This window comes from uncultured Vagococcus sp. (genome assembly GCF_963518325.1).
In the GTDB taxonomy this organism is placed as follows: Bacteria; Bacillota; Bacilli; order Lactobacillales; family Vagococcaceae; genus Vagococcus_D.
Window position 1 is genome coordinate 1 of sequence record NZ_CAUQJB010000038.1, and the last position, 18,391, is coordinate 18,391.

The 18,391-nt window shown below is 40.0% G+C and carries 18 protein-coding genes; 11 read left to right on the forward strand and 7 right to left on the reverse strand.

What is annotated here, in order from left to right:
• The first annotated feature begins 127 nt into the window (after window positions 1-127).
• From RWN13_RS20575 to rpoE, 5 genes are all read left to right on the forward strand, one after another.
• Window positions 128-1,132 (forward strand): thiamine pyrophosphate-dependent dehydrogenase E1 component subunit alpha, encoded by a 1,005-nt coding sequence (locus RWN13_RS20575; RefSeq protein ID WP_314067588.1) that lies wholly within the window; start codon window positions 128-130, stop codon window positions 1,130-1,132.
• Entirely contained in the window at window positions 1,129-2,130 is a 1,002-nt protein-coding gene (locus tag RWN13_RS20580; RefSeq protein ID WP_314067591.1) for an alpha-ketoacid dehydrogenase subunit beta, read from the forward strand. The genes RWN13_RS20575 and RWN13_RS20580 overlap by 4 nt, the downstream gene beginning before the upstream one ends.
• A complete protein-coding gene (locus RWN13_RS20585; RefSeq protein ID WP_314067592.1) occupies window positions 2,111-3,049 on the forward strand; it encodes a sugar-binding transcriptional regulator in 939 nt (312 codons plus the stop codon). Before RWN13_RS20580 ends, RWN13_RS20585 begins: the two co-directional genes overlap by 20 nt.
• 27 nt (window positions 3,050-3,076) lie before the next feature.
• Complete coding sequence (locus tag RWN13_RS20590; protein WP_314067593.1) at window positions 3,077-3,508, forward strand: DUF1934 domain-containing protein; 432 nt, start codon at window positions 3,077-3,079, stop codon at window positions 3,506-3,508.
• Window positions 3,509-3,618: 110 nt separating this feature from the next.
• Window positions 3,619-4,230: a DNA-directed RNA polymerase subunit delta gene (rpoE, locus tag RWN13_RS20595; RefSeq protein WP_314067594.1), complete on the forward strand. Its 612-nt coding sequence runs from the start codon at window positions 3,619-3,621 to the stop codon at window positions 4,228-4,230.
• A 378-nt stretch (window positions 4,231-4,608) separates the two neighbouring features.
• Here rpoE and RWN13_RS20600 read toward each other — a convergent pair whose 3' ends face one another.
• Both RWN13_RS20600 and RWN13_RS20605 read right to left on the reverse strand, forming a co-directional pair.
• Entirely contained in the window at window positions 4,609-5,442 is an 834-nt protein-coding gene (locus tag RWN13_RS20600) for a PH domain-containing protein (protein WP_314067596.1), read from the reverse strand.
• Complete coding sequence (locus tag RWN13_RS20605; RefSeq protein ID WP_314067597.1) at window positions 5,435-5,989, reverse strand: sigma-70 family RNA polymerase sigma factor; 555 nt, start codon at window positions 5,987-5,989, stop codon at window positions 5,435-5,437. The genes RWN13_RS20600 and RWN13_RS20605 overlap by 8 nt, the downstream gene beginning before the upstream one ends.
• A 181-nt stretch (window positions 5,990-6,170) precedes the next feature.
• On the opposite strand from RWN13_RS20605, the gene RWN13_RS20610 reads away from it, so the two are divergent.
• From RWN13_RS20610 to holA, 4 genes are all read left to right on the forward strand, one after another.
• The gene (locus tag RWN13_RS20610) at window positions 6,171-6,797 is read left to right on the forward strand and encodes a helix-hairpin-helix domain-containing protein (RefSeq protein ID WP_314067599.1); all 627 of its coding nucleotides are present in this window, start codon (window positions 6,171-6,173) and stop codon (window positions 6,795-6,797) included.
• A 141-nt stretch (window positions 6,798-6,938) separates the two neighbouring features.
• Window positions 6,939-7,424, forward strand: coding sequence for a ComE operon protein 2 (locus tag RWN13_RS20615; RefSeq protein WP_314067601.1), 486 nt, complete (start codon window positions 6,939-6,941; stop codon window positions 7,422-7,424).
• On the forward strand, window positions 7,402-9,753 hold the full coding sequence (locus RWN13_RS20620; protein ID WP_314067603.1) for a DNA internalization-related competence protein ComEC/Rec2: 2,352 nt from the start codon (window positions 7,402-7,404) through the stop codon (window positions 9,751-9,753). Before RWN13_RS20615 ends, RWN13_RS20620 begins: the two co-directional genes overlap by 23 nt.
• Before the next feature lie 63 nt (window positions 9,754-9,816).
• A complete protein-coding gene (gene holA / locus RWN13_RS20625; RefSeq protein WP_314067604.1) occupies window positions 9,817-10,842 on the forward strand; it encodes a DNA polymerase III subunit delta in 1,026 nt (341 codons plus the stop codon).
• A 48-nt stretch (window positions 10,843-10,890) separates the two neighbouring features.
• Here holA and rpsT read toward each other — a convergent pair whose 3' ends face one another.
• Entirely contained in the window at window positions 10,891-11,145 is a 255-nt protein-coding gene (gene rpsT, locus RWN13_RS20630) for a 30S ribosomal protein S20 (RefSeq protein ID WP_314067605.1), read from the reverse strand.
• A 287-nt stretch (window positions 11,146-11,432) separates the two neighbouring features.
• Between rpsT and RWN13_RS20635 the strand changes: the two genes are divergently transcribed.
• Window positions 11,433-12,413, forward strand: coding sequence for an inorganic phosphate transporter (locus RWN13_RS20635; RefSeq protein WP_314067645.1), 981 nt, complete (start codon window positions 11,433-11,435; stop codon window positions 12,411-12,413).
• A gap of 62 nt (window positions 12,414-12,475) precedes the next feature.
• A complete protein-coding gene (locus tag RWN13_RS20640) occupies window positions 12,476-13,099 on the forward strand; it encodes a DUF47 family protein (RefSeq protein ID WP_314067607.1) in 624 nt (207 codons plus the stop codon).
• 35 nt (window positions 13,100-13,134) lie between these two features.
• Here RWN13_RS20640 and RWN13_RS20645 read toward each other — a convergent pair whose 3' ends face one another.
• The 4 genes from RWN13_RS20645 to RWN13_RS20660 form a co-directional block, all read right to left on the reverse strand.
• Window positions 13,135-15,066, reverse strand: a complete 1,932-nt coding sequence (locus RWN13_RS20645) for a heavy metal translocating P-type ATPase (RefSeq protein ID WP_314067609.1) — start codon at window positions 15,064-15,066, stop codon at window positions 13,135-13,137.
• 355 nt (window positions 15,067-15,421) lie between these two features.
• Window positions 15,422-16,255, reverse strand: a complete 834-nt coding sequence (locus RWN13_RS20650; RefSeq protein WP_314067646.1) for an undecaprenyl-diphosphate phosphatase — start codon at window positions 16,253-16,255, stop codon at window positions 15,422-15,424.
• A 177-nt stretch (window positions 16,256-16,432) separates the two neighbouring features.
• Window positions 16,433-17,287 carry a sugar phosphate isomerase/epimerase family protein gene (locus RWN13_RS20655; RefSeq protein ID WP_314067611.1) on the reverse strand — a complete coding sequence of 285 codons (855 nt, stop codon included), beginning with the start codon at window positions 17,285-17,287 and terminating at the stop codon, window positions 16,433-16,435.
• 37 nt (window positions 17,288-17,324) lie between these two features.
• Window positions 17,325-18,389: a Gfo/Idh/MocA family oxidoreductase gene (locus RWN13_RS20660; RefSeq protein ID WP_314067613.1), complete on the reverse strand. Its 1,065-nt coding sequence runs from the start codon at window positions 18,387-18,389 to the stop codon at window positions 17,325-17,327.
• Window positions 18,390-18,391 lie beyond the last annotated feature (2 nt).

Sequence of the window (18,391 nt, forward strand, 5' to 3'; positions counted from 1 at the left end):
AATCTATGATTGCTTAGAAGTAAGGGACATCGGACCTCCAAAGTAAAAGGAGAGCCGTTACTCTTACAATCTATGATTGCTTAGAAGTAAGGGACATCGGACCTCCAAAGTAAAAGGAGAGCTTAATTTGAAAGAGTGCGGGCAAATATTAGTGAATAAGGCTCAGTTGAAAGATGAGGAGTTTGTTGTTTTACTTAGAGAAATGTGGCGGATTCGCTTATTTGAAGAGGAACTTGAGCGACTTTATCAAGAAGGTGAAATTCACGGTACGATGCATTTATGTATCGGCCAGGAAGCAACAGCAGTCGGTAGTGCTTACTTATTGAAGACGGATGACTGGATGATGTCGACTCACCGAAATCATGGACATTCTTTAGGAAAAGGCACCGATATGCGTGGGATGCTGGCGGAGATACTTGGTCGTAAGACCGGCCTCAATCACGGCAAAGGCGGAAGCATGCATATTACAGATACCTCAGTTGGGAATCTGGGTTCCAATGGGATTGTTGGAGGAAATTATCCTTTAGCAACTGGTGCCGCCCTGACAGCACAAATGAAGGGGACGGACCAAGTTGTCATGGCGTATAACGGCGATGGTTCAGTTAATGAAGGTAGTTTCCATGAAGCCCTTAATTTAGCAAGCATCTGGCAGTTGCCTGTTATTTTTTTTATCGAAAATAATCAATATGGGATGAGTTCATCGATCACAGAGATGATGAACGTCTCCCAGGTTTCTGAGCGAGGGAGTAGCTATGGGATTCCAGGTGTCACAATCGATGGCAATGACATTGTAGCAGTTATTGATGAGACTCACAAGGCGATTGAGAGGTGCCGTCAAGGAGCAGGGCCGACCTTAATTGAGGCTTTAACCTATCGTCATCGGGGTCACTCTAAATCGGATAAACGACTATATCGAACTTCTAAGGAAGAACGGGAGTGGCAAGAACGAGACCCGATTGAGCGCTTAACAGCTAGATTATTACAGGAACAACTCATCACAGAAAGGGCATTGGATGAGCTGGTCATGGGATTAAAAATAGAATTGACAGCACTGGTCACTAGTGTCAAAAATGACCCACGACCGAGTGCTGCTGATTTATATAAAGACGTCTATGCAGGAGGACGACTATGAGACAACTAAGTTATCGGGATGCTTTAAACGAAGCCTTGGATGAAGCCATGGCCGCCGATGAGAGAGTATACCTTATTGGAGAAGATATAGGCATTTATGGTGGGGGTTTTGGTGTGACACAAGGATTACAAGCTAAGTATGGGAAAAGTAGGGTTCGAGATACGCCGATTTCCGAGAGCGCATTGACAGGCGTTGCTGTCGGGTCCGCTATGACAGGATTACGTCCGATTGTTGAGTTGCAGTTTTCTGATTTTATTACGATTGCCATGGATCAGTTGGTCAATCAAGCAGCTAAAGTTCACTATATGTCAGGTGGTCAACTTAAAGTTCCTCTTGTTTTAAGAACTGCAGGAGGGTCTGGAACTGGTGCTGGATCTCAGCATTCTCAAAGTTTAGAAAACTGGCTGGCTCATATTCCGGGGCTGAAAGTAGTTCAACCAGCAACTGCTTATGATGCCAAGGGATTGCTTCATGCGGCAATTGCAGACGACAATCCAGTAATCATTTATGAACACAAACTCTGTTATCAAGAAATGTCTCAAGTACCAGAAAGCTACTATGAAATTCCTTTAGGTGTGGCAGATATCAAACGAGAAGGAACTGATGTGACCCTGGTTGCCACAAGCATCATGGTTTATAAAGCCCTTGAAGCGGCGGAACAGGTAGCAAATGATATCTCGGTGGAAGTGATTGATCCTAGAACCCTGGTTCCTTTAGACATCGAAACACTCTTAGCCAGTGTGGCTAAAACGCGTCGGGTTATAGTGGTGACAGAATCTGTTAAAAGAGGTGGCTTTGGTGGCGAGATTGTGGCACAGATTGCCGAAAGTGATGTTGCAAGGACTCTTAAGCAACCGATCCGTCGATTAGGTGGGGAGGCTGTTCCAATGCCAGTTGCGGCAGAATTGGAGCAACTGGCTATCCCACAGGTGACCACGATTGTCGAAGCACTTTACCAGATGTCGCAAGGAGGCGAGGATGAGCATGAAGTTAACTGAAGACCATCGGAAACTGTTAAAAGTCGCCAGTTTGTATTATCGAGAGGGGTTGACTCAATCTGACATTGCAAGACAGGTAGGGATTTCGCGACCAGTTATTTCCAAGATGTTACAGTCAGCTAAAGAGCAAGGGATTGTCACCATCTACATTAAAGACGAAAATGCTGAGGTCGTTCAGTTGGCTAATGATTTAACAAGAAAGTATGGTTTACGAGACGCTATTGTCGTACCTAGTGAGACAGACTATGCTGAGACTCAGCGCGGACTTGCCCAAGGAGCGGCAGGGCTTGTGAGCAGTTATCTACCTAATATTCAATCAATTGGCATATCCTGGGGGACTACATTGGCAAAAGTGGTTGATGCTATGCCTTATGAAGGATTTTCTGAGATTATGGTTCGGCCGTTAGTTGGTGGAGTGGCTAGTCAGCATGTTTACTACGATACCAATCATTTAGCTTTTCGTTTAAGTGAAAAGCTAGGGGCAGGATGCAGTTATTTGTATGCACCAGCTTTGGCTGAAACTAAAGAATTAGCCAAGGTTCTCAATCAAAGCCGATTGGTCCAAAGGGCACTGAGAGAAGCCGAAGCCGTTGATCTAGCTTTAATAGGCGTAGGCAATCCTCAACAGTCCTCAACCTGGCGCCAGCTTGGGTATATGACAGCTGAGTGTTTAAGAGATGACGCAATTATAGGGGATGCTGTAGGTTCTTTATTTGACAAAAATGGCAAAACGATTGACAATAAAATGACAGAGCGCATGATTGGGATAAAAGTGGAAGCGTTAGAAGCTATTCCCAATACGATGTTAATCGCTGCAGGTAGTCAGAAGGCAAGGGCTATTCAGGCATTATTGTCAGGTAGGTGCGCCAATCTGTTAGTTGTCGATCGGGCTTTAGCAGAAGAATTATTAGCTGATTAAATAAGTAAACAAAGGGGTCAATGAACAGTGAAAAATGGAACACCGGTACAAATTCAGTTGCAAACAGAAATTTATCAAAATAACGACAAACAAGAACACTTTTTTGATGTTGCAGGTCAACTTGTCCAGATGGGAAGCACCCTCTATCTGCGTTATCAGGAGGATGGGGAAGAAGGGGAAGAGCCAATACCTGTAACGATCAAAATTGAAGCCGATGGGACCGTTCAGCTAATCCGTGCAAGCAAAACGCGTACTCGTTTACGGTTTAACTATCAAAAAGAGAATCACTCAAACTATCGGACTCCTTATGGCATGATGGAAGTCAGAACGTTTACTAATAATTTGCGTGTTACTTTAAAAGATCAACCTACATCAGGACAAGTATCAATTGATTACGATTTATATGCTGGCGAGGAAAAACTTGGGGTTTACCATTTGCGTTTAGCTTTTACAGCCTGATAGAAGATTGACTTTTCCAGTAGTTTTCATGAGAAAATGCATGTTTTCATTGCTTTTTATAAGCATATTATTGTATGATAAGGAGTAGACTGTGAAAGGACGTGTGCCGTTTGGAAATAAAAGCTTTTGAAGGTATCGACAAAGATGAATTATCAATGATTGAAGTTGCTCATGCAATCTTGGAACAACGCGCTGATGTCATGGAATTTTCAGATTTAGTTAACCAAATCCAAAACTTTTTAGGTAAAGCTGATAGCGATATTCGCGAAATCTTGCCACAATTTTATACAGATTTAAATCTGGATGGTAGTTTTATTTCTCTTGGAGAAAACCGTTGGGGCTTACGCTCATGGTATCCAATCGATTCAATTGACGAAGAAGTTTCTCATATGGGAGAAGACGAAGACGAGGATACGCCACGTCGTAAGAAACGTAAAAAAGTCAATGCTTTCTTAGATATGAACGATGAAGACGCCATTGATTACAATGATGATGATCCGGAAGATGCCGACTTGGTTGACGATGAAGACGATGATTACATCGACGACGAAGAGGAAGAAGACGAAGAAGAAATCGCTGAATATAATAAAGATTTATCTGAAATTGGTGCCGATGATATTGATGAAGAAGAAGTCCCAGTAGGTGTTGAGGACGAATTAACTATCATTGATGAAGACGACATTGATTACGATCTTGATGAAGAAGAAGAGGAAGAAAAATAAATCTTTCCGAGCCGAGCTGAAAAGCTTGGCTTTTTTTTAGATTTTCTTGTGAACCGCAAGGCAAATTCTAAGAATCCAGATGTAGGTGAAGCCGCGTGTGGTAGATTAAAGGGAGATATATGAGACATGTATATGAAAAAAGGCAGCTCGACTTTTTATTAAGTCGAGCTGCTTTCCCATAATCTTTGATGGATCTGAACGGAATTATGGATTCATTTCAATTTATAGGAATTTTGTTAGAAATGACTGATAAAGACCTCTTGTTCAATAATCAAACAGATGGTTCCATTGGATCATGCCCGTAATCAAGCTTCAGAGACGTTTTCAGTTTTTCTCAGCTGAAAGTTTAATGATTCGTCAGTCTTCAATCCTTAGTGATTACTCAATAGGCACTATATAAAGAAAAGCAGTATTTAGCCGTTTTATTTCTTCAAACCATTGAGACCAAGGTCCGTTGCCGCGTATTATCTGAATGGTAATAGCTAAGATAAAGAATATAAGAATAGTTATCCAAATCCCATTAAACAGCCAAATGGCAAGTTTAGTATTACTAAAAAGATAATTAAAGGGGGTATCTCGATGCATGTTCTCATCGATTGTGATTGCTTTTAATGCCGGTAAGGTATCAACTAATTCTTGGAATTTTTTCACCTCTGATAGCTGTAGTACTTCAGTAAAAATATTTGTTTGAGATTGGAAATCAAGGGTGTACCAGTAAGTTTTTTGCCGTTTAGGCAGGAATTTACCTTTAGGTCGATCGAAATAGCCGATGGCGTGTTTTTCAAAGCGAATGGCCTGAATCTTATCATAGGGATAAGAGTAGTAGCGACGTTCTTCTAGAAATTCAATCAAGATGGTGAAAATCATTCGTTGATTAGTAAAAATTAACAAACGATTCCCACGTAAGTCATGAAAATTATCTCGGTATTTTTTTGCTTTAGCCGTAGTCACATATGTCATCCCCATAATGCCACTAGTTGCTACGGCAGAGTTGCCTTCATTGGTAAAGGGAATATAACCAGCAATTTCTTCCCCACGTGCAAGATCCTTTGATAAGTCATCCACGATTTCTTCCAGTTGAATATACATTTGAGTTTGAGTGAAGAGTTGTTTCTTTTCTTCAGCGGTTAATTCGTGAGTATCATTAGGCGTGATAGTCTGGCGTTGATACATGTTGTTCACAGCTTGTTTAAAGATGTTTTTGCTATTCATTGTATTCCTGTCCTTTCTTTTTTTGTAAATGTTGGCGTAATTTTTTACGACCACGCGATAGCCGGTTATAAACGATCTCAGGTGATAAATACAGGTCATTGGCGATATCCGCAATTTTGTCTTGATAAAAATAATGTTTTAAAAAAATAACTTGATCTTCCGTACTAAGAGCAACCAGCAATGCTAAAAAGTTCTCCCGTTCAAAGTAATGTTCTTCAATTTGTTCATCTGTGTCAGGGGAATCAGTCGGTGTGATTTTCAATTGTCGAATAATTCGTCGTTTTTCGTCTAAAGCCTGATTTCTTGCAATAACTGTTATCCAGGTTTTTAAGCTACTTTTTTCTGGGTTGTACTGTTTTAACTCTTGCCATAATCGATAAAAAACTTTGTTTTGAACGTCTTCAATAAAACTGTTTTCAGCAGGATGATTCAAAATATAATGAATAGTTCTTAAGATATCTGTCCCGTACAACTCAATTAAATACTCTAAGCCAAGGTAATCACCAGCTTTTACGAGTGCTAACATCGCCATATCATCCTCATTCATTTGGTCCTTCCTCCTATCTTCATCTTAATATACGTTTCAAGTAATCTTTTTCTATCCTCATTCGTGGTTTTCTTTTAATTAAAGTGTAATCCTGAAAAAAAAGATAAGCAAATAAAAATGAAAAGCAGGTTTTTACGTACTTATATAATGAGAGCACAAGATGCAATTAGGGGGAATCAAAATGACTAATATTGTCAGGTGGATTAAAGTAAATCAGCAAGCAGCTATTATGTTAGTTATTAGCAGTGTGGCTGTTCTGGTAATGGGCGTAATTTTCTTAGGAAAACGAGAGACCGTCACGCAGACAGAGAGCTCTATTGAAAAGATGAGTGAGGAAGAAACAACAGAGACAAGTGGCGAAACAGTGATTTATGCTGATGTAAAAGGGGCGGTCTTGCAACCAGGGATGTATCAAATAGGGAATCAAGCGCGAGTGTTGGATGTGGTAAATATGGCAGGAGGGTTCACTGAAGAAGCAGATCAAAATCAAGTCAATTTTGCCCAGATTGTGGAAGATCAGATGGTTATTTACATACCGACATCTGCTGAAGATTTAGAGCAGTGGCAAGAGAGACAAGCCGGTGAAAGGGCTAACGGGGTTAAACAAACAGCTTCTTCCAAAGTCAATTTGAATACGGCCGATTCATTGACATTGCAACAGTTAAATGGCATCGGTGAAAAAAAAGCGGCGGCTATTATTGCTTATCGTGAAGAACACGGTTCATTTAAAACAGTCGAAGACTTGAAAAAAGTCAGTGGAATTGGAGATAAAACGGTTGAGAATCTAAAAGATGAGATTGACCTATAAATGAAGAAAGGGGATTTTTCAGTTAAATACAGAAAAAGAAACTACTAGAGGATTTAGAGATAATTTCAGATAATAGTTGCAATTTACCAAGGTCAACCTATACAATAAAGAAAACCAGAAATAGAAAGTGAGTCGATTGGTGTGACCTTTGAACGAATTCCTTGGGATCAATATTTCATGGCCCAAAGTGTCTTATTATCTTTAAGAAGTACTTGCTCAAGATTAGCAGTTGGAGCGACAATCGTCCGAGATAAACGGATCATTGCCGGAGGGTATAATGGATCGGTTAGTGGTGATATCCATTGTATTGATGAAGGCTGCTACGTTGTAGACGATCATTGCGTACGAACGATTCACGCGGAAATGAATGCCATTTTACAGTGTGCGAAATTCGGTGTGCCAACAGAAGATGCTGAGATTTATGTCACTCACTTTCCCTGCTTACAATGTACAAAAATGATTTTGCAGGCGGGAATCCGTAAAATTCATTATTTGAAAGATTATCGTAATGATTCCTATGCCCTTAATTTGATTGAAAAAACAGGGGCTACTGTGGACCAAGTGGTACTGTCACCTCAGTATTTTACTGAAATACAATTCGGGCATGATGGAGAAACAATCGATTAAGAACAAGCAAGAAATGAAACAACTGGAAACCTTAAAGGGCTATCTTATCTTTATGGCACTAAGTGCGACCATTACGACTTGGTTATTTTTCAGAAACAGTTGGCTAGTCATACTGATCGCCCTCTTTTTTTTGGTACGCTTATATCGAAGTCAACAGCTCCTTTTAATAGTGAGCTGTTTTTTTGTGTCGATGATCTTTGGTGCTTATTTTTATTGGCAATCACCTTCCTCTCAAGAAAGTCCGCTAGCAGAAAAAAGTCAGCTGACTCTGTTAGTCGACCCTAACAGTCTAATTAGTGATGGAGATAGTTTAAAGTTTGAAGGACGTAACCAAAAAACGGGCGAATCGTACGCCCTTCATTATCAACTGCAGTCGGAGTTAGAAAAAGAGGCCTTTGCGAACCAAAGGGCGTTCTTTGAGCTAGTGGGAGAAGTTGAATTGGAAGAACCAGTTGGCCAACGAAATTTAGACGGTTTTAACTACCAGCAGTTTTTATTGGAGAAGGGCATTTATCGTGTTGGGAAACTGGTAACCATCAGGGCACAAGGCGATTATTCAATTAAGACGATGATCCAATTACTAAAGGTTTGGCGCCGTCATTTGTCGGTATACATTGATCAGACCTTTTCAGCTGTGACAGCCTCTTATATGAAGAGTTTGTTTTTAGGAATTAAAGATTCTACTTTCAAGAGTCAACAAGAGGTTTGGAGTCAACTGGGAATTTTACACTTCTTCAGTATTTCAGGGATGCATATTTTTTTCTTTATCAGCCACTTTAGGTACATGTTGTTACGTCTGGGAATAACAGTGGAGACCGTTTTTTGGCTAGAGCTGGTTTTTCTGTTTGTTTATTTGTTTTTAGCCGGCTTTTCAACGAGTGTGGGCCGTAGTGTGGTTTTTATCGGGCTAAGCTCTCTTAATCGCCGATTTAATTGGCAGTTTTCAGAGTTGGATAGTTGGTCAGCTACCTTGGTCCTCAGCCTTGTCATTAACCCGTATGTGCTCTTTCAGGCAGCCGGCCAGCTATCCTTTGGCCTTTCCTTTTATATTATTTATCTACGACCCCTTGTAGCTAACGTAAAACCGCCGTTTCGGCAGTTAGTTTTTTCACTGGTGATGTCAATGCTGGCTATTCCCATAATAAGTGCGAATTTTTATGAATGGCATCTCTTAGGAATGGTCCTAACGTTTATCCTACTACCTGTTTTTAGTCGCCTTTTGTTGCCACTACTTAGTTTTCTATTAGGGATTAGTTTCCTTCATCAGGCAGGGAGGCTCTCAGAGTTCATAGAATCAACTTTAAAGGTCTTCCAACAAGTCTTAGGAAGGATTAGTTCAATCGATTCCTTGAAGGTGGTGACAGGCAGTTTACAGCCAATTCTTTACTTAACTTGTTTGATTATAAGTTTCAAATGGTTGTCACAGCCTTATCAGAAAAAAGTGACGAGGTGGGGTCTATTGTTGCTTATTATCTGTCTACCAAGTTCAGCTAAGTTTATGGAAACTAAGGGGATCGTGGCTTTTGTTGATGTGGGGCAAGGGGATAGTATCTTAATCCAGCGACCCTTTCGTCAAGAAATAATTTTAATTGATACAGGAGGTCGTTTACCTTTTGAAGTAGCAGAAGCTTGGCAGAAAAAGGTAAATATTTCCAGTCAGGCCAGTTATACTTTAGTGCCGTTTTTAAAGAGTCGGGGCGTGAAGACCTTGGATCAAGTCTTTATTTCTCACGGAGATGAAGACCATTTTGGTGATCTTATAGAGATCAATCGGGTTTTTGAAATAAAAGAACTTCTATACCCAGCAGGCACTGCCAGACAAAGTAATTTTCAAAAGGCCTTGGGGCAATTAGAGAAACAAATAAAACAAAGTGTAACTGCAGTAGGGGATGTTTGGCAAAATCAGGATTATCGCTTAGAAGTTTTGTCTCCTCAGGAAATAGGTGATGGCGGAAATAATGATTCAATGGTCTTGTTGTTGGGCCTCAAGGGAAAGAAAATAATGTTTACAGGGGATTTAGAAGCACTTGGCGAGACTGATTTATTGGCTCACTTTCCCGGACTTTCGGCGGATATCCTAAAAGTTGCTCATCATGGTAGTCGAAGCTCTTCAACAGAGGCCTTTCTCAAACAGCTTAAAGGTAAGGCTGGGGTTATTTCTTGTGGAATTAACAATCGTTTTGGCCATCCCCATGATGAAACACTTAGTCGTTTAAGGGACGCTGGAATGAAAGTTTATCAAACTGACCAACAGGGTATGATTTACTATCAGTGGTCAATCTGGGATTCGGAGTTATCAGATGTTCAAACAATCAGGAAAAGTTACTAGGAAAAAGACGCTGATAATGATAGGATAGAGAGAGTAAAAGAACGTAAAAGAGTGGATGATAAAATGAGTTTACAACAAGAATTAAAGAAAATTAAAACGGGTCAGCTAGCGCCCATTTATTTGGTTTTAGGTGAGGAACGCTTTTTAAGTGATACCTTTAAGCGGGAAATTACCAAGCAAATTATTCGGACAGAAGATGATGAGTTAAATTTTGCGTCATTTGATATGAATGATACAAATCTCTCTCAAGCCGTGGAAGAAGCAAATACGATTCCTTTTTTTGGGGATTATCGGTTAGTCGCTGTTGAAAATCCTTATTTTTTAACGGGGGAGAAACGGACTGGCGGGTTGGAACATAATATTGAAGAACTGACAGCCTATTTAGGTGCTCCCTCGGATACGACTATTTTGGTTTTTTATGCCAACTATGAAAAGTTGGATGAGCGCAAAAAAATTGTGAAGTTACTAAAAAAAGAAGCTGTGCTAATCGATGTGAAGGCGATGGAGGAAAAGGATGTCCGTCAATACATGCAACAGTATATTAAAAATGAAGGCTACGAGATCACGCCAGAGGCCTTTGATTTATTATTGCGACTGACGGACATGGACTTGTCAAAACTCATGGGAGAGATGACCAAGATTCTATTGTATGCCTCAGATTCTAAAAAAATCTTAAAACCAATGATTGAAAGCCTAGTGCCAAAATCCTTGGAGCATAATATTTTTGACATGGTGACCTATGTTATGGAGGGGCGCACAGAACAAGCACTCTCTCTTTATCAGGATCTACTGTTGCAAGGGGAGGAAACGATTAAAATCAACGCGATTCTCATTAGTCAATTCCGTTTAATGCTGCAAATTAAAATAATGGTAGGCTCAGGTTATCAGCAAAGTAATATAGTGGACGTCTTGAAAATACACCCCTATCGGGTTAAGATGGCCATGCAACAAACTCGGAAATTTGAGTTAGGGGCCTTAAAAGCAACTTTTTCCGAATTAGTGGAAAATGATTATCGAATAAAAACAGGCCAAATGGATAAAGAACTGATTTTTGAGTTGTTTATTTTAAACTACAGCCGTAAAAAATAACAAATAAAAAAACCTTAGTAGACGTAATCGTCACTAGGGTTTTGTTTATTATTTAGCTAATTTTGCGTGTAAACGTGATTTGTCACGGCTCGCTTTGTTTTTATGGATTAGACCTTTAGTTTCAGCCATATCAATTGCACGACTCGCTTTTTTGTATAACTCTTCAACGTTATCAGCACCAGCTTCTAAACCTTGTTCGAATTTTTTAATAGCAGTACGCATTGAAGCTTTTTGGCCTGAGTTTAATTCGTTAGACTTTTCAGCAGTACGTACGCGTTTAATTGCAGATTCAATGTTTGGCATGTATTTCACCTCCGATAACTTTAGTTTTACCTTCAGTCGAAACTGAACGTAATTCAACATTATCCATTATACATAATGATTTTTGAGTTTGCAATAAGTTTATCTCTATCTGGTGATTTTTTTTCTTAATAACGGACATAAATATAGATTGTTAATTGAATAGTGAAAACATTCTCAAAAAAGAGGTTTACTTTCCTGAAAATATGTTATCATATACTTAAATAGACTATCAGAATAGGTGGGTGGAATTTTTGAACATTGCTCTATTAGTGACAATCACGTTGGTGATGGGTGTTATTTTTGTAAATGGTTGGACAGATGCACCAAATGCAATTGCAACAGCTATTTCAACGAGAGTGTTAAGGCCGAAAACCGCGATTCGCATGGCTGTGGTGATGAACTTTTTTGGCGCTTTGGTGATGACCTTAATCAATTCCCAAGTAGCAGAGACGATTAGTAATATTGTGACATTTGAAGGCGCAAACAATTCAGCCCAAGTCGCATTGGCTTCTTCCTTGTTTGCCATTGTCGTCTGGGCTGTCGCGGCATGGTATTTTGGAATTCCAACAAGTGAAAGTCATGCTTTAATAGCTGGTTTGACAGGGTCAGCCATGGCGTTAGGTGGACTTGAAGCGGTTAATATGAACGAGTGGTCTAAAGTGATTGTTGGGTTGGTCGTGTCGACGATTGCTGGATTTTTTGGCGGCTTTTTAGTTGTTAAGTTTATCGAAAAGTTCTTTAGTAACATGGACCGCCAAAAAGCCAATAAAGTTTTTACTGCCGGCCAGGGGTTTGGTGCAGCAGCTATGGCGTTTCTTCACGGTGCCCAAGATGGCCAAAAATTTATGGGAGTCTTTATGTTAGGTCTCTCATACAATGGACTTGTTCAGGCCAGTGCTTCTGGAGCTTTTATTATCCCTATTTGGGTGATGGCTCTCTGTTCCTTAACCATGGGATTCGGAACCTCTGTTGGGGGTATGAGAATCATTAAATCTGTTGGAATGGATATGGTTAAGCTTGAAAAATATCAAGGATTTGCGGCTGATCTAAGTGCCGCAATTTGTTTGTTAGGAGCCTCTCTTTTTGGGATTCCTGTCTCCACAACCCACACAAAAACAACTGCTATTATGGGTGTTGGAGCAGCTCGGCGTATATCAAGTGTTGATTGGAAGATTGTCAAAGAAATGATACTTGCTTGGGTGCTGACTTTTCCAGGCTGCGGCTTAATTGCCTTCATCATGTCAAAAATATTTTTAGCTATATTCTAGGTAAAGACTTTTGGAGTTCAGATTAAAGACAGAACCAGCAGATTTTAAGGAGGACGTATTGGATGGCAAAGAGAAAAGGGTTTGATTATTTTAAGGCACTTGAGGAGTTAGCAGACAAGGCTAAACTATCTGGTGCTAAACTGTTAGATATTGTGCAAAATTATGATGTCACTACAGTTGAAGGATTGGCTGAAGAAATTCATGTATTGGAACGCGAAGGTGACGTAATTGTTGATACAATAATGGATGAGCTAAATCGATCATTTATCACTCCGATAGACCGAGAAGATATCGTCGTTATTACAGAATTGATTGATGATGTCCTTGATGGTATTAATTCAATTCCTTATCAATTTGATAATTATTTAATTACCGAAATGCGACCTAAAACGGATAAAATGGCTCAATATCTGGTTGAAGCAACAGAAGGATTAGCCGTGGTTGCCCATGAATTTGCTAAGTTTAAGAATTCCAAAACATTAGGTGATATGATTGTTCACGTTAATACGATTGAAGCGAAGGCAGATCAGTTATACAGTTCGTTGATTAAGGATTTATTTTCAAATGAGAAAGATGTGTTAGAAGTGGTTAAATGGAAAGAAGTGTTCAAACGATTTGAAGATGCCATTGATATGTCTGAGAAAGCCGCTGACGGCTTAGCAGGACTGGTTCTTAAAAATACATAAAAAAAGGCCTGTGAGCATGCTCGCAGGCCTTTTCCTTAATGTTGGTGGCTAATTTTATTGTGGGTAACCTTAGTCCCTAGGTCCGCTATGTACTTAGGATGGACCGTTCGAAGCAATCTCAAGCCATTTAAAATAACTAGAATAGTGCTTCCTTCATGACCGATTACACCGAGAGGTAGACTCACCACTTTCATAAAATTAGAGAGAATCAATAAAAGAATCACGGAGACAGAGAAAATAATATTTTGAGTGATGATTCGTTTTAATTTCTTGGCTAGCATATGAGCCATCTGAAGTTTTTCTAAATCATCTTTCATTAGAACCACATCCGCAACATCAATGGCAATATCCGTTCCTTGACCCATGGCAATCCCGATTGAAGCATTTGCGAGGGCAGGCGCATCATTGACCCCGTCACCGACCATCGCCGTAACGGGATAATGATTGAGCTGTTTTTTGATCAAGTTAGTTTTTTCTTCTGGGGTACAGCCAGCATGAATTTCATCAATTTTTAACAGTTGACCAATGGCTTGAGCTGTTTGTTCGTGGTCACCAGTCATCATGGTAGTGTGGATACCTTCTTCGTGAAAGTATTTGATAGTTGCTCTGGCAGCTTCCTTTGGTAGATCTAAGAGACCAAAGTAGCCAATAATTTGATTGTCCCGAGAGAGAAAGACAACTGTTTTTCCCTTTTGTTGCAGTTTGTCAACTGCTTCACTTAAACTGTCGGAAAAAATGGTTGTTGAGGTAAAATCAGCTTTGCCAACTCGCCATTCATGACCATCCTGGTGACCTAACATACCTGAACCGGTCAAATCCTCAACGACTAAAGATGGCAGTGAGTCGGTAACCTCTTTTCTAAAGTAGTCGGTAAGTGCCGTTGCCAATGGGTGAGTACTGGTTCGTTCAATTGCCACAACCGTGTTGATGGCTTGTTCTTTTAGCTTATCATCTAAAAAGAAGGCGTCTGTTACGACAGGTTTTCCTTCAGTTAACGTCCCTGTCTTATCAAAACTGATAGCTTTTAAATCTGCCAAATATTCCAGGAAAACACCGCCTTTGAAGAGTACCCCATTACGAGCCCCAGATGAGATGGCAGCCAAGGTGGCAGGCGTAGCCGAGGCCACAAGGGCACAAGGTGAGGCGACAACTAGAAGAACCATTCCGCGATAGAAACTTTCATTCCAAGACCAATCAAGAAAAAAGTAAGGAAGAAAAATCATTAAGGGAACCATTAAAAGAACGATTTTAACATAAGTATTTTCAATTCTATTTAAGAAACTAGCTGTCTTAGATGGGGTATTTTGTGCTTCTTCAACCAACTGAATGATTTTACTAAAGAGTGTGTCTTTGCTTTCTTTAGAGACCATCATTTCAAAGCTATTGCCAACATTAATCGTTCCGGCAAAAATCTCTTCGCTGATGTTTTTTTCAACAGGGAAAGACTCGCCAGTAATGGAGGCTTCATCACAGATGGCTAAGCCCTTACTGACCTTGCCGTCAATGGGGATGTTGGCTCCTTTAGGAACCAGTAAGACATCGCCAACTTGTAAGGTTTCCACTGGGACTTTTTCCGTTGAGCCATCGGCTAATAAGCGGAAGGCATCTTCTGGCTGCATTTCAAGCAAGCTTGAAATTTCTTGTTTACTTTTATTGGTCGTGTATTCTTCTAAAGAGCCACTAAGGGAAAAGATGAAGGTTAACATAATACCTTCAAACCAATAGTGAATCGTACAGGCACCAATTGCGGCTAAAGCCATTAATAAATCAACACTCAAGTGTCTATCTTCAAAGGTTTCCACTAAGCCTTCTTTTGTTTGGTAAAACCCGCCAATAATCATCCCGGCCACATAGATGAATGGAAAGTAACTTGCGCCGCTTTTTTCTATTAGCCAACCTGTGGCCATTAATATACCACAGATAACAGTGGCTAAAATCACTTTATGTTCATGGGTTATTTTTTTCATTTAAATCATCTCCTCTACACCCATAGAATAGCAGAGTCCCTTTGTGAATGATAATGAATAATAACTAATTGATAATGAGAACTATTTTCTTTTATTATAAGTTAAATGATAAAGTTGTTTAGTTAGCTTCTTTAGATTGTAAATATGAATTTAGAGAACGATTATCATTATCAATCAAAATATAATTATTATAAACTGAAAAAGATAAAAAGAGAGGGGGACAACAGTCCCACTCTCTTTAAGAATATTTTGAGATAGACACACTCCAAAAGTCTGCTCTCTTCAATCTTCAACTGGTTGCCCCTTCCTCCTAAATGCTAGAGTTATGGGGCATCAAAGCTTGTCACAGACTGTGTTACATTTGAATTAACCAATAACCGATTAAAATAGCACCAAGGATGATTCGATACCAGCCAAAAGGTTTGAAGTCGTTTGTTTTAATATAGCTTAACAAGAATTTAATAACGACAATCGATACGAAAAAGGCAACGATACTGCCGATTAGTAAAATCATGACTTCATCAAACTGAAATCTGTTTCCCTTTAATAAAAATTTAAGAATTTTCAGGAAGCTGGCACCAAACATGACGGGAATACTCAAGAAAAAAGAGAATTCAGTTGCCACGAAACGGGAAGCGCCAATCAAAAGAGCTCCGATGATTGTAGCACCTGAACGAGAGGTTCCTGGCATTAAAGATAACACTTGGAAAAGGCCGACAATCACAGCGGCTTTATATGTGAATCGATTTAAGTCAGTGCATTTAGGTGTCCGATCTTTGTTCCAATTTTCCACAACAATAAACAGGACACCGTAGATAATTAGCATTAAGGCGACTGAAAAAAAGTTATGGAAATGTTTTTCAAACCAGTCATCTAAAGGAATTCCGATGATAGCAGCCGGTAAACAAGCAATAATGACTTTCGCCCAGAGCTCCCAAGTGTTTCTCTTTTCGACCGTATCTTTTTGTGGTGAGAAGGGATTTAGTTTGTGGAAGAAAATTACCACAACGGCTAAAATGGCTCCAAGTTGAATCACCACATTGAACATCTCTTTAAAATCTGCTGAAGCATTTAGCTTAATAAATTCATCGACTAAAATTAAGTGGCCGGTACTGCTGATTGGGAGCCATTCGGTGATACCTTCGACAACCCCTAAAATAACGGCTTTAAATAGATTATACCAATCCATCATTTCATTCCTTCCAAATTAAATTCTATAGACCTAGTTAACCCATAGCTGTCTATATAGAAACAGTATACCGATGTTTGGACTAAAAACCAAATAAAACTGAAAATATTTAAGAAATTTATCAATAAATATAAGAAAAAACCTGTTGGCGATGTTATTGTCAACAGGTTCGAATCGTTATGTCATGTATCGTTTTAAATTAGCTAAAGAAATGCGCATGCCTTCGATGTTGTCTTCCATGCCCTCAAATTCAATTGCAAGAGGCCCTTCATAACCAGCCAAGGTTAAAATGGTTAAGCATTGTTTAACTGGCACATTACCATGGCCAATAATAGCGCCGCGCAGAAAATTACCGCCTCGAGTCTGAAAGAAGCCTTCACCTGGATGAGAATCCTGCCCAGGCTTGAGATGAAAGTCTTTGGCGTGAGCATAACCGGCATAGGGAGCAAGACGGCTAAGGGCCAGTGTCGGATCTTCATCGACACATAAGAAGTTGCCCATATCCACCAGTAATTTAAAGTTGGGATGGTTAACAGCGGCGTATAGTGCCTCAATTCGCGTGCTATCTTGGGAAAAGAGGCCGTGATTTTCAACCATGGTCATAATCCCTTTGGTGGCTCCGTAAACTGTTACGGCAAGACAGCCTCTAACAAGGGTCGGCAGAACTTGCTCAAAGGAGTAACCTGATTTACCGCTGGTGGCATCGTGACGCACACTTTTGGCACCGAGGATATCAGCGATATCAATCATCTGCTTGACATGAGCGACCTCCTCATCAAAGTTGCCATTGGAGCCATTTAAAAAATCAGCTCCAAATGTAAAATTTGTGATGGGAAATTCTAAGCGATTCAGCTCATTTCGCAATTCCTGAGCATACTCTTGATCAGACAGCTGATTATCATGAATCAGATCGACGATTTCAATGGCGTCAAAACCAAGCTCCTTTGCTAGACTAATACTTTCCAGTTGGGTGATTGTTCCAGCTGAAATTAATTGGTTAAAACTATAGGTACTTGCAGCAATAAGTCTCATGGGATAATAACCTCCTATATTAATTAGTTTATTTGGATTAAATAAGAACTTCGTGACCAGTTTCTGCCGATTCATAAATGGCATCTAAAATCCGCATAATGGTCACGCCATCAGTAGCAGGTGTTAAACATTTAGTATTGTTTAGAATACAATCAACAAAATGGTCGACTTCATTGTAGAAAAGACCGTTCATGTCCAAAGCAGTCTGTGTTTTAAGTTGTACGTCTGTCATATAACCATTGATATCCGTGTAAAGTTCCAGCTGAGGATTCAGGCTGGCGCCGCCTTTTGTACCGAACAACTCGATTTTCCCTTGATCTTCCTTTAAATTTAAGCTAAAGCTAGCTTCAATGGAGACCACCGAACCATTATCGAAACGAATCATGGCACTAGCTAAATCTTCCACATCGCACTTGTCTTTTTCACTGGTTGCCGATGCGGAATACTCGACTGTATCTTTAATAGTTGGGCGATTAAACAGTTTGTGGAAGGTGGCGCCGTAGACTGAAACTGGTTTTGGTTGGCCCATCAAGTAGTTTAACAAGTCAATGACATGAACGCCCAGATCAATTAATGGACCACCGCCAGAGCGGGATTTATCACCGAACCAGCCACCGGGATTACCATTACGTCGCAAGTAAGTCGCTTTACCATAATAGATCTCACCGAAAAAGTCATTGTCCCGGAAATCCGTGACAATCTTGGCGTCATTACCAAAGCGGCGGACAAAACCAATCATCAATAATTTATTATTTGCTTTGGCTGCTTCTTCCATGGCAAAGGCTTCTGTCAGGGAAATGGCCATCGGCTTCTCACAGAGCACGTGTTTGCCGGCATTTAAAGCAGCAATGGCACACTCGGCATGGGCTGCATTCCAAGTGCAGACACTGACAGCGTCAATTTCCTCATTAGCTAAGAGTTCTTCTTTCGATGTATAGGTATTTGTGATACCGTACATGTCAGCCATTAAGGCAAGTTGCTGTGGGTTTATATCACAAAATGCGACAAGTTCCACATTGTCCATTTTTTGATAAGCTTGAATATGCTCATGGGCGATAGAGCCGGTTCCAATCATACCGATTTTTAATTTTTGGGTCATCATAA

What these genes read in the sequence shown, in the direction of transcription:
- RWN13_RS20635 (WP_314067645.1), top strand. Translation starts at nt 11,433, where the DNA reads ATGGGTGTTATTTTTGTAAATGGTTGGACAGATGCACCAAATGCAATT.
- RWN13_RS20640 (WP_314067607.1), top strand. Translation starts at nt 12,476, where the DNA reads ATGGCAAAGAGAAAAGGGTTTGATTATTTTAAGGCACTTGAGGAGTTA.
- RWN13_RS20605 (WP_314067597.1), bottom strand. Translation starts at nt 5,989, where the DNA reads ATGAATGAGGATGATATGGCGATGTTAGCACTCGTAAAAGCTGGTGAT.
- RWN13_RS20600 (WP_314067596.1), bottom strand. Translation starts at nt 5,442, where the DNA reads ATGAATAGCAAAAACATCTTTAAACAAGCTGTGAACAACATGTATCAA.
- RWN13_RS20620 (WP_314067603.1), top strand. Translation starts at nt 7,402, where the DNA reads ATGATGGAGAAACAATCGATTAAGAACAAGCAAGAAATGAAACAACTG.
- RWN13_RS20645 (WP_314067609.1), bottom strand. Translation starts at nt 15,066, where the DNA reads ATGAAAAAAATAACCCATGAACATAAAGTGATTTTAGCCACTGTTATC.
- RWN13_RS20610 (WP_314067599.1), top strand. Translation starts at nt 6,171, where the DNA reads ATGACTAATATTGTCAGGTGGATTAAAGTAAATCAGCAAGCAGCTATT.
- RWN13_RS20585 (WP_314067592.1), top strand. Translation starts at nt 2,111, where the DNA reads ATGAGCATGAAGTTAACTGAAGACCATCGGAAACTGTTAAAAGTCGCC.
- holA (WP_314067604.1), top strand. Translation starts at nt 9,817, where the DNA reads ATGAGTTTACAACAAGAATTAAAGAAAATTAAAACGGGTCAGCTAGCG.
- rpsT (WP_314067605.1), bottom strand. Translation starts at nt 11,145, where the DNA reads ATGCCAAACATTGAATCTGCAATTAAACGCGTACGTACTGCTGAAAAG.
- RWN13_RS20655 (WP_314067611.1), bottom strand. Translation starts at nt 17,287, where the DNA reads ATGAGACTTATTGCTGCAAGTACCTATAGTTTTAACCAATTAATTTCA.
- RWN13_RS20650 (WP_314067646.1), bottom strand. Translation starts at nt 16,255, where the DNA reads ATGGATTGGTATAATCTATTTAAAGCCGTTATTTTAGGGGTTGTCGAA.
- RWN13_RS20660 (WP_314067613.1), bottom strand. Translation starts at nt 18,389, where the DNA reads ATGATGACCCAAAAATTAAAAATCGGTATGATTGGAACCGGCTCTATC.
- RWN13_RS20580 (WP_314067591.1), top strand. Translation starts at nt 1,129, where the DNA reads ATGAGACAACTAAGTTATCGGGATGCTTTAAACGAAGCCTTGGATGAA.